At 43.1% G+C, this 10,690-nt stretch carries 6 protein-coding genes and 2 pseudogenes; 4 read left to right on the top strand and 4 right to left on the bottom strand.

Annotation, left to right across the window (positions count from 1 at the left end; all coding sequences use genetic code 11):
- Window positions 1–465 (bottom strand): annotated as a pseudogene (locus B3K42_RS04720) (serine dehydratase subunit alpha family protein); the annotation flags it as partial.
- 1,013 nt (window positions 466–1,478) lie between these two features.
- Here B3K42_RS04720 and B3K42_RS04715 point away from each other — a divergent pair.
- From B3K42_RS04715 to B3K42_RS04705, 3 genes are all read left to right on the top strand, one after another.
- Window positions 1,479–3,809 carry a sensor domain-containing diguanylate cyclase gene (locus B3K42_RS04715; RefSeq protein ID WP_292597139.1) on the top strand — a complete coding sequence of 777 codons (2,331 nt, stop codon included), beginning with the start codon at window positions 1,479–1,481 and terminating at the stop codon, window positions 3,807–3,809.
- Between the two features lie 90 nt (window positions 3,810–3,899).
- The gene (locus B3K42_RS04710; RefSeq protein WP_146227030.1) at window positions 3,900–4,358 is read left to right on the top strand and encodes a GAF domain-containing protein; all 459 of its coding nucleotides are present in this window, start codon (window positions 3,900–3,902) and stop codon (window positions 4,356–4,358) included.
- A gap of 336 nt (window positions 4,359–4,694) precedes the next feature.
- Window positions 4,695–7,058, top strand: coding sequence for an ATP-binding cassette domain-containing protein (locus tag B3K42_RS04705; protein ID WP_292597136.1), 2,364 nt, complete (start codon window positions 4,695–4,697; stop codon window positions 7,056–7,058).
- A 237-nt stretch (window positions 7,059–7,295) separates the two neighbouring features.
- On the opposite strand, the gene B3K42_RS04700 is transcribed toward B3K42_RS04705, so the two are convergent.
- From B3K42_RS04700 to B3K42_RS04690, 3 genes are all read right to left on the bottom strand, one after another.
- A complete protein-coding gene (locus tag B3K42_RS04700; protein ID WP_110990010.1) occupies window positions 7,296–7,934 on the bottom strand; it encodes a hypothetical protein in 639 nt (212 codons plus the stop codon).
- Between the two features lie 3 nt (window positions 7,935–7,937).
- Entirely contained in the window at window positions 7,938–8,708 is a 771-nt protein-coding gene (locus B3K42_RS04695; protein WP_110990011.1) for a class I SAM-dependent methyltransferase, read from the bottom strand.
- 438 nt (window positions 8,709–9,146) lie between these two features.
- Window positions 9,147–9,920, bottom strand: coding sequence for a hypothetical protein (locus B3K42_RS04690; protein ID WP_110990012.1), 774 nt, complete (start codon window positions 9,918–9,920; stop codon window positions 9,147–9,149).
- A 254-nt stretch (window positions 9,921–10,174) separates the two neighbouring features.
- On the opposite strand from B3K42_RS04690, the pseudogene B3K42_RS04685 reads away from it, so the two are divergent.
- A pseudogene (locus B3K42_RS04685) lies at window positions 10,175–10,609 on the top strand (IS1634 family transposase); the annotation flags it as partial.
- Window positions 10,610–10,690 lie beyond the last annotated feature (81 nt).

Below are 10,690 nucleotides of genomic sequence, written 5' to 3'. Positions count from 1 at the left end.
TTTCCTATACACTGAGGAAGAGCCAATCTTGAGATTCATTTCTATTCCCTCGAAGATCTTCTCGATTTCTATTTCAGTGATTTCTCGAATTGATTCAAATATCTCTTCAGGGGTAAATTTCAATGCGGCGGAAGGGACGAATTCCTCACTTGAGGGAACCTTTTTTCCGTCTATCTGTAATAAAACGACATTCGTGTGACTGTCGATTATCCTGCACAGCGCAGAGTGATTCTGATTAGACACCGAGGCTTCTATGAATACGCCAGATAGATCTTGATCACAGATCACACTGACCAGACCCTTGTCTATCATCTCTCTTGCGAGATCGACTGATTCAATTCGGCAAGGTTTAAGTGCCTCAAGCTGGAGGCCCGTATCTCCACATACAGCACCTAAAGCGGCAGCAAACTCATTTCCCTTTTCATTTGTACCTGGAATTCCAACGTACATTCCGTTCTTGTACACATTGGCACTGGTAGTTACTTCGACTTTTTCTATCTTTTCTTCGAGTTTGCTTGCTGCAAGAGCAACACAAAATGCGATCGCTCCAGGTTCCGTGCTTCCAAGTGCAGGCTAACTTCTCTTTGAAGGTATTGTTCAAGAAAACGCATCCTTCACCTCCACCACCAACAACCAAGTTTAGCACTGCTTTCGAATCTGTGCAGATATCTAAATCTCTTGAGGTTGTCATCCTTAAGGAGATAGGTACTTAAGCTCTTCCAAGCTTCCAGAATTGAGAGTATGCTAAGTTAAGGCAAACAATGCTCAGAATTTTCTAAGATGAAATCATTGATGAATCAGAGGACTCAGACATCAAGAATTGCGAGCTGCCCTGCTATTTCAGTGCTTTCTTAGAAGCAAACCTCTTGCCGAAAATTGAGAAGGTTGAGTGCCCTGGTTCATGGAGTGTGGCAAGCGGCCCAGATCAACTATTCTTTACGAGTCATCAGAATCTTGATCGTGTAATTCGTCAGGAAGTGATTGAAGTGCTCAGAGATTGCGTTTTACAGGAGTATGAGACAATGATGACATCATCTTATGAGATCTATGATCTTGAAGAATTGCAGACTGACTTGTCGTTGTTCTCGAAGAGTAAGGTATTATAGCGATACGATCGAGAAGCAAAGGGGGGCGAGAAAGGATTGTCCAAAAAAGGAAGTCAGTAACGGATGGAGAATTCTTAGATGTGATCTGAGAGAGACTCCCACGAAAGTAGATATCAATTGTCGACGCTTCCCAAACTTCAAAGAGATCGTGCTTGTATATCTTCTGAGCAGAAAGGCTTCACTTCAGCTCCATTCGATGGAGAGTTCAGCCTGGAATTCAAGAAATAGAATACTACTCATTAAAGTCGCAAATGGTATGCTGTTTTTTTGTCCAAGTTCAGATTGAAGAACTCTGACTAGCGCCTTTGAGTAAGAATATGCAATGATATAATCAGTTGGATCAATTTTTGCTGTCCATTCCCGGAGGGAATTATGGGAGTCTGTAGACGCAGCTTGTTTGCTTCGTTGGAGACAATCTTCTCTTATATGTCAGTTGAGGAACGGAGCATAACGAAGCTGTGCGATGTTCTAATGATAGCCGGCAAGGCTCTTTGCGCAGATAGTCTTGCGCTCTACGAGTTCGAGGAGGTGTCGGATGGGTCTCTTTTCACGAGACAAATCTTCGAATGGAAGAGCGAGACGAAGGAAGTCGAAAGGATTTTCAGCGGAAGAAACGAAGACAATAATGATCGCTGGATTGAGAGAATCCTTGGAGCGAAGAAGGATGGAATCATCTCAGGGAGATCCGGGGGCGCATTAGTAATAGCCAATTCCTCAGGCTCAGCCGGATTGGCTCTAGTCTGCAAAGACAAGTCTCTGGACAGAGATTGGACAGAAGATGAGAAGGCCTTCTTGAGGTGCTTGATCAGTTCTATTTCTCTCAGTTTTGAAGAATGTCTTTCGGAAGAAACACCCCAAGTTGAAGAAGTGCTGCTGAAGGAGAGACTACTAAGAAGCGACGAATTGCTAAAGAATTTTGAAGGAAACGTTCTGGACATTCTTGCAGTGGCAGATAGAGAATTGATTTTCAATTACGTATCCCCTTCGGCGGTGAATACACTGGGCTTCACCCCAGAGGAGTTGGTAGGAACAAAGGCTTTTGATCTGATTGATCGGAGAGACGTTGAGAGGGTCATTGAGGAATCGAAAAAGCTTGCTACAGAGAAGAAAAATGGTTCCTTCAGGTATAGAACAAAGACAAAGAGCGGCAGAGTGTTATGGATGGAAACGGGCGTCAGTCCTATACTTAAGGGTAATGAAATAGAAGGTTGGACGATGTCTTCGAGAGATGTTACGAGCGAAATGAAGCTTCAGGCTGAGTTGAGGACCAGAGACAGCATGATGGTCTTCATGAACGATCTGTATGTCTTAGTTTTGAGCGGTGACAATCTCCAGGAAGCCGCTTCGAAGATTGTGAATCGTGCTTATGAAGAAAAGGGCATAGTGGGTTGCAGAATTGTCTTTAGTGAAGAGGATCGCTTCGATCTCGAGGTTTCAAGAGGTAATACGGAAATCTTCCCGATAGACGTAAAAGGTGATCCCGAAGTTCTGAGTAAGCTCAGCAGTAATCACATACTTCTAGAAAACATAGTCGATGATGGAATCGAATTAAGATACGTTTGTATCGCACTTGAGTCAAACAACGAGGTTATCGGGGCCTTTGAAAGTGTTGCAGAGAGGGTGACAGGCTTAACTGAGGAGAGTATGGACCTCTACAGGCTCATTGGCACCACCATTTCGTTTTCACTAAACAATATAAAGAACTTTGTGACGACGAAAAGAAATCACATCACGTCTGAATCTTTGAGAAAGGCGACCGAGGCGATTACGAAAGATCTAGACATGAACACCGTAATAGAATCCATCGTTGGAGGACTCAGACAGGTCATTCCATTTTACAGTGCTGCGGTTGAGCTAATCGATGGCGACCAACTACTGATAGTAGGTGGTAGCTGGCCGGGGAGAGACTCTTTCCTTGGAACGAGGTTTACCATGGAGATTGGAAGTCCTGGCTATGATGTTGCCAAGAAGAAACGAATAGTCCTTGCTGAATATGCTCAAAAGAGATACCATCAGTTCAACAGACCGGATTTTGCTTTCATAAAATCTTGGATGGGCGTACCCCTCCTTATTGAAGATGAACCTATTGGAATGATTGCCGTTGACAGCGAGATTGAAAGGGCTTTCAGGAAGCGGCATTTGGAAGCTCTGAAAGCATTTGCAGATATTGCTGCAATAGGAATAAATAACGCCCGCCTTCACGAGGAGGTAAGAGATCTTTCAATAAGGGACTACCTTACTGGTGTTTACAACAGGAGAGGTCTTTTCGAACTTGGAGAAAGGGAAATTGAAAAGGCAAAGCGTTATGGAACCAAGATGGGCTTGATAATGTTTGACTTAGATAACTTCAAAAAGCTTAACGATAGATTGGGCCATCTTGGAGGAGATTTTGTTCTAAAGAGAGTGGCACAAATCTGCTGCAAGATTCTTAGGGCAGCAGACATATTTGGTCGGTACGGTGGGGATGAGTTTATAGTGATATTGCCTATGACCGACCCAAGACGTACTGAAGAAGCGGCATTTAGAATATGCCGCGCATTTCGGGAGACGGATATTGAGTATAATGGAATTCCGTTGGAAGTTAGTGCCAGCTTTGGCATAGCAAGTCTTATGGGACAGGAAGACGAGCTTGAAGAAATGATCAAGAGAGCAGACAAAAATCTGTATGTCTCGAAAAGCTCTGGGGGAGATAAGGTAACTTGAGGACCGAAAAGTGAACAGTAGAAAATGGGATGCGAGGAGCGTAAACATGAGTCTCGAGGCACAACTCAGAGAGAGAAAGAGCTGAACCTATTGAATAGCTTTTCGAGAATCGTTGATAGAGTTGAAAACTCTATAGAAGACATTCTGATTAGTCTTCTGAGAATACTTCCCGATGCATTTATAGATTCAGTAAATACCCTAGGAGTTATTGCGCGCAACGATAAAGTGTACGAATCGGGTAAGACCCTGAAAAGCGACCGGTTCATTCGTGAACCGATAAAGAAAAGAGGCAAAGAGGTAGGAAGTGTAACTGTCTATTACTGTGGTGACTGCGAAATTCCATTTCTCAATGAAGAAGGTCAGATGGTTCTTTCAGTAACAGAGAAGCTTGGGAAAACCATTCAGCGCATTGAGTCATCTGAAGCTCTTAATGAGAGTGAAGAGCGATACAGAGTCACTCTATCAAGCATAGGAGATGCGGTTCTTGCAACCGATGGATTTGGTATGATCGTGTTTGCGAATGGTTTTGTTCCAAGTTATTCTGGTTAGTTGGCTTCTCATTTTCTTAGTGGGAACAACTAGTTCTTAAGATGAAAGCTGGGTAAGATGCTAACGGATTTCTTAATGCGGCACAGTTTCAGCTCAAGCTGCGCACAGGGCGGAACCTGACAGTTTCTTCTTCGTTGTTTTTAAGGTGATACGGAAATCCGGCTTATTTTCGGATCTTTTCTTGTCTCACGATAAGCCTGAAAAGACCATTGTAAAAGTATCTTAGAATAAGTATCTTGGTTTATATGCGAAAAGGTTGTTTCGCGATTGATGAACTTGAGTAATATAATCTCTAGTATAACCCAATTGATTCTCATTTCGGAGGGTGATACACAGATGCTTCAGCTGGAGAAAGTATCGAGAATTTACGAAACAGGCGAACTGAAACAGACGGCACTTAACGAAGTCTCTATTTGTTTTTCTAAGAACGAGTTTGTCGCGATTCTTGGGCCCAGTGGCTCGGGCAAGACCACACTTTTGAACATCATAGGTGGCCTCGACAGATGCGACCATGGAGACCTTGTTATAAATGGAAAATCAACAGAGAAATTCACTGACTGGGAACTTGATGCGTATAGAAACAAAAGCATCGGGTTTGTCTTTCAAAGCTTTAACCTGATTCCACACCTCAGCATTCTGGATAACATCCAGATGGGCATGATACTTGGCGGTGTTCCCTCTTTAGAGAGAAAGAAAAGAGCGATGAACCTGTTAAAAAGAGTAGGTCTGTCTGATCAGGCGCATAAGAGACCCTGTCAGCTTTCTAACGGACAGATGCAGAGAGTTGCTATTGCTAGAGCTCTTGCCAACAATCCAGACATCATTCTTGCGGACGAACCTACAGGTTCTCTAGATTCTCAGACTGGTGAACAGACGATAGAGCTTATAAGGGAGATGGCGGAGAATAAGCTGGTGATTATGGTTACTCACAACGAAGAGATCGCGAAGAAATTTGCAGATAGAGTGATCATACTTCGTGACGGTTCCATTGCTTCCGATAGCAGAGTTGCGAACGAATCCGATCCGCATTCGGAACTCCAGATCAAGAAGACAAGAATGGATTTCCCAACGGCGCTAAAGCTTTCGGCTACCAATATTCTAACGAAGAAATGGCGTACCGCGCTTACAGTTCTAGCTTCAAGTATAGGAATCGTGGGAATCTTTCTTGTTCTATCATTATCGAGTGGCTTCGGGAAACAACTGGCAGATTTCGAAGCACAGACTCTGTCGACCTTCCCTATAATGGTCAGTCAGACAACGGTAGATATTGATTCTCAGAATTACCAACGTTTCGAATCCGAAATGAGACTTTCCGATGCCGAAGAGCTGTTTATCTATCCTTATGATCCCAGTGACGAGATTTTGATTCATAACAACGATTTGTCTGACGAGTATCTTGAGTATGTTGAAAGCATAGATCCGAAGCTTCTTTCAGGATTCACATATACTCGACACGTTAACATGAATCTTGTTGCTGGATACGGAGAAATGGCAAAGACGATTGATCAGACTCAGGTGAACTTCACCTCCTATCCTGAGAACTTGGATCCAGAAAGTCCAGGTTATCTGGAGAGTAACTTTGATCTGGTTGCCGGTTCCTTCCCGAGAAAACCTACGGATCTTGTAATGATTGTCAAACAAGACAACAGAGTATCCAAGGGAGTTCTGCAGGCATTGGGCGTAGATTATAACAGAGAAAAAATCGCTGTTGAAGACATAGTTGGATTAAGAATCAAGGCAGTCAGTAATGATGATTTCTACGTGAAGAACGGGATGCGCTTCTCACCAAAGACGTCAATGAGCGATCTGATCGAGCTTTATTATGGTGAAGTCGGAATACTTCTTGAGATTTCTGGAATTATTAGGGCGAAGGAGCAAATTAAGTTTTCCGTTCTAGACGAAGGATTAGCATATTCCGATCGCCTTGCTCGGATGTTCATAGAAGATGCAATGAAATCGGAGATAGTTAAGGCTCAGAAGGAGCTCTATGTGAATATCCTAACTGGAGAGCAGTTTGCTTCAGATCTCTTCAACGTTCTTTCAGTTATCCCTCCAGATATCACTTCCAGGTTAATTGGAGGTATCACCCTACCCGTAACCAAGAGAAACACTCTTCAGAAGCTAGGGGCGTTTGAAACACCAGTTTCGGTTGTGCTTTATCCAAAGGACTTTAAATCAAAGCAGAAGGTTCTCGACTATCTCGATGTCTGGAACGAAGGTAAGAGTGATGAGGACAGAGTAATTTACATAGATCTTGCTTCGACTATAACGGGATTACTTGACGGAGTGCTGAGCGCCTCAACAATTGTTCTGTTGTCTTTCGCCATGATTTCTCTTGCGGTTTCTCTGATCATGATAGGTATCATCACTTACATTTCTGTGACAGAGAGAACCAAAGAGATAGGTATACTAAGGGCACTGGGCGCGAGAAAAATAGATGTTGCCAGGGTCTTTAATGCCGAAAACTTTATAATTGGGGCATTCTCTGGGATTTTGGGCATATTCATCGCCTCCTTGTTGATTCTCCCAGTGAACTCAATAATTGAAAGAATGACTGGCTTACCAGATGTCGCCTATCTGAATCCCCTCTTTGCTCTAGGTCTAGCAGGTGCAAGCGTAATACTGACGATTTTGGGTGGCCTGATTCCCGCAAAAATGGCTGCCAGGAAGGATCCCGTGGAAGCTTTGAGAAGTGAATAGAGTCAAGTAGGTCTAAGCTGTTTTTTGCATATTGTTCTGAAACTGCGCGAACTGAAAGCTTCTTTGCCACAGCGTCTCGGGCTTTTTAAACGTAGGGAGACATCTCCTATACAGTAACATGTTTCAACGGCTTGCTCGGAGCAAATGAAGGGGATCCCATAGCACAATAGCCTCTTGTTTCGCTTTTTACTTGCCGGCGCGGCTCCCGCCGCAATGTGTCTTCACAAAAGGCCGAAATCATGATCCAGGGATATAAAGATTGAAAGCGCTTGTGATATTCGTAACTTCTACTGCGGGCATTCTAGCAAGCTTGCCGGAGTCGAATCCAAAAAAGATTAAGTACACCGATTCCGGTGCTCCAGTTCTTACATAAGCATCCTTTCCCACCATTAGTGTGTACTTGGTCTCTATCTCTGGATTCTTGAAATAATAGAATTTCTCTTGAGATAGACCCGGCGCGAAATTCTTCTGAAAGAAATAGGTTGAGTCTGTAGAGGCTTTCTTCATCCCAACCCAGATATCTTTCGTTCCCGTCACAAAAACTCTGAAGTACGGTCTATCCTTTGCGTTCTGCGCTTCCGTAATAATTGCTTCGAGATCCACAGAGGTGTTCGAAAGATAGTTCTTCGCAATGATATACTGCTCAAGAGTTCCACCCGACCCGAGCAGTCTTTCAACGCTCGTGAGCTTTGCCTTGAAGTCGTCCTCTATTGCCTGAAGCTCTTCATCATATTGCCTGCGCATCTGCACAAGTTCGGCTCTCATTTGACCGACCCTGTTTACTGCTATCAATGAAAACACGAAACCGATTATTGCAGCCATTATCAAAAAGAGCCCAATAGCAAGTGCTGGAGAGGTTCTTCGTCTCTTAGCCATTCTCTACCTCTTTTTCCCGCAAAAGAAGAGATGCTCTGAACGAGCAAAGGTCTCGTGGTTCCTACAATATTTGTGTTCCCAATCTGCAGCTACACTTATTCCGGCAGCCAGAGCATGTTCGTCGTAAGGATAAAAGGCAACTGTCGATGCAATATCGACGAGATCAAACATGGTCTCGTTAAGAAAGGATTCAATTTCGTTTGAGAAGTAGGGCTTCGTAATAAAGCGTTTGTTGCTTACCGATCTGTCGCCTATAGGGATTTCACCTTGCTCGATGAGTCTCTTCGCCATCATGTACTCTCCCCTTGAAAGAAAGTCATGTAAGAAGGCCCATGCGTTGTCAACTGTCGCTAGAAATGAGCCACCAATTTTGAGAACCCTATGTGACTCATTGAGCACTTTGATTGGGTCCCTTGCATACGAAAGAAGATCACCCATTGCAAGAACGATATCGAAACTCTCATTCTCAAATGGCAGATTCTCAGCATTGGAATGGATGAATGCAATTTTGAGATCTGCAATATCTGCCTTCACTGAAGCAACCTTCAACATTTCCTTTGCAAGATCAACGGCAACAACTTCATGACCCTTCTCGGCGAGATAAAGAGCCCACTTTCCTGTACCGGTCCCGAGATCAAGAGCCTTGCCCGCCGTTTTCACATGATCTTCAATAAGCCTTTCAACTACAACGTGATAGAGCTTCCAGTAAGCTTCTTCATACATGTAGTCATATCTTCCAGCGATTTCATTGTAGTATTCCCAAGATTCCCTCAAACCTTAGCACCTCACAAGAAGAGTAGATGATCTTAAGGAAGCAACTAACTATAGTATAATACATAACTTGGATGGGATTCAGATACTGCGTCTTGGGATGGAGTAGCTCTTGGAAGTCAGTATGAGATTGTTTTGATGAACCTTTTCTCCTCATCAAAATGGGAAGGAAGACAGCTGAAGAAAGACTGTTGGATGATAAGTCAAAGAGGTTTTTTGTAGGAGACACAGTTCCTTTTCATGCTTGAGTAGCGTCGATGCCGAAAAGGTTCGAATTTCGAAAATAACTTCTTTTGATTCTTTTGGGGAGTTTTTTCCTCATTTGGAGAGGGATAATTTGGCGAAAAGACAAGTTCTGCGATCAACGGAATCGAATCACTGTAGCTGGAAGATGATTAGCCAGGACTTAAAGTCTTGGCTACTGAAATGGAACTGGAACAGTTATTGTACTGGAGGACTTTCCTTTCTGAAGAACTCGTCCAGCTTCTTTCCCATATTTCTCATGAAGGCGTTTATGTCTGCAGACCTCCTCAAGTGTGACCAGAACAGCAGGATACCTATTGTCGCGCCAATGTTATTGTAAATCAAATCAGTCATTGTGTCATCGAGGCTGTTCTCTTGAGCCATTCTATAACCGGGATAGCCGCCGAAAATCTTGTCTGAAACAAACTCCAAAATCTCCCAGAATACGCCTACCATATTGACAATAGCAATGCCGGAAAGCCAGACTTTCCATTTAATTGCCCTGGGAGGAAGATTCGACCACGCTATTGCTGAACCGAAAATAAACGGAAAGAGTAAACATCCTCCCCAAAATCCTCCAAAGATGTGAAGAAAGGCATCAAAATGGGTGAAGTTGTTGTAGAATCCAAGCCAAACCCCAAAGAAACTGTGCAATACAAGATGTAGCAATGTGAGGAATCTGGTCTCTTCGAACACTGGGACGCCGGTAATTCCCTGAAATATCCATGTTGAATAGCCAAGAAATGCTATAAAGATATAGCCAAGTATATGAGGTAAATTAAAATCTCTAATTGATGCAAAAACTGGAACAAACAGAAGAAAAGAACAAACGATATTCGTCCATTTAAGGATCTTGTAGATCCTGACATTGCTTGTGAGAATCGACTTGTTAATGGTCGGTTTATCGATTAGCGTTTCACCGAAACTTCGTGAGTATGCGCCTAGAATTTCGATCACATTCTTTGTAGTCACTTCCAGCCCCCGTCCATTGTCTTTTGTTCAATTATACTCAACTTTGACAGTAAAAGGCAAGAAATCGATATGCATCACAAATAATCTACTCGAAAAGGGTAACGTTGCATCAAAAATAAAACTACTCGAAAGGTAAGGATCAAGGGGATAATCTTCGCGAATGCCAAGTTGAAAGAGGTAGATGCGAAGATGAAGAGAATAGACATGACTGGATTGATTGAGAAATACTCAAAGAAGTACAGGGAGGCTGAAAAGACCAGGAAAAGATGGCTTCGGAAATAAAATACGATGGCAAATACGTTCTAAGAACGAACACAAAACTAACCAATAAAGAGGTTGCTCAATCATACAAATTACTGTGGAAAGTAGAGAGGGCGTTCAGGGAACTGAAGAGCGGACTCGATCTTCGTCCCATATACCATTACACAGACATGAGGGTGAAGGGCCACATAATGATTTGTTTCCTTGCACTTGTAATGGAAACTGCCTTATGCAGAAAGCTGAAAGAGATTGGAAGTACTTTCTCTTACGCAGAAATGCTTGAAGACTTGAAAGAGATAAGGGCGGTTGAGCTAACTGTAGAAGGCAAACGCTTTCTTGCAAGGACTGAAATGATGAACAATGCTTACGAGGCTTTCAAAGCACTCAAAATAAGACCACCGGATCTGCTCAAAGAGATTGCATATTAGACCACTGTGGTGGTACGTCTGTTTTTCTTTTCATTTTTTCCCTTGTTTGGCTGTTTTCAGATTCATTGCTGTCAAAGTTGA

Origin of the sequence: Mesotoga sp. UBA6090, from assembly GCF_002435945.1 — a bacterium.
GTDB lineage: Bacteria > Thermotogota > Thermotogae > Petrotogales > Kosmotogaceae > Mesotoga.
This window is presented reverse-complemented; position numbering and strand designations above follow the sequence as displayed.

Coding starts and splice junctions, on each gene's coding strand:
- B3K42_RS04700 (WP_110990010.1), bottom strand. CDS start 7,934: ATGGCTAAGAGACGAAGAACCTCTCCAGCACTTGCTATTGGGCTCTTT.
- B3K42_RS04715 (WP_292597139.1), top strand. CDS start 1,479: ATGGGAGTCTGTAGACGCAGCTTGTTTGCTTCGTTGGAGACAATCTTC.
- B3K42_RS04705 (WP_292597136.1), top strand. CDS start 4,695: ATGCTTCAGCTGGAGAAAGTATCGAGAATTTACGAAACAGGCGAACTG.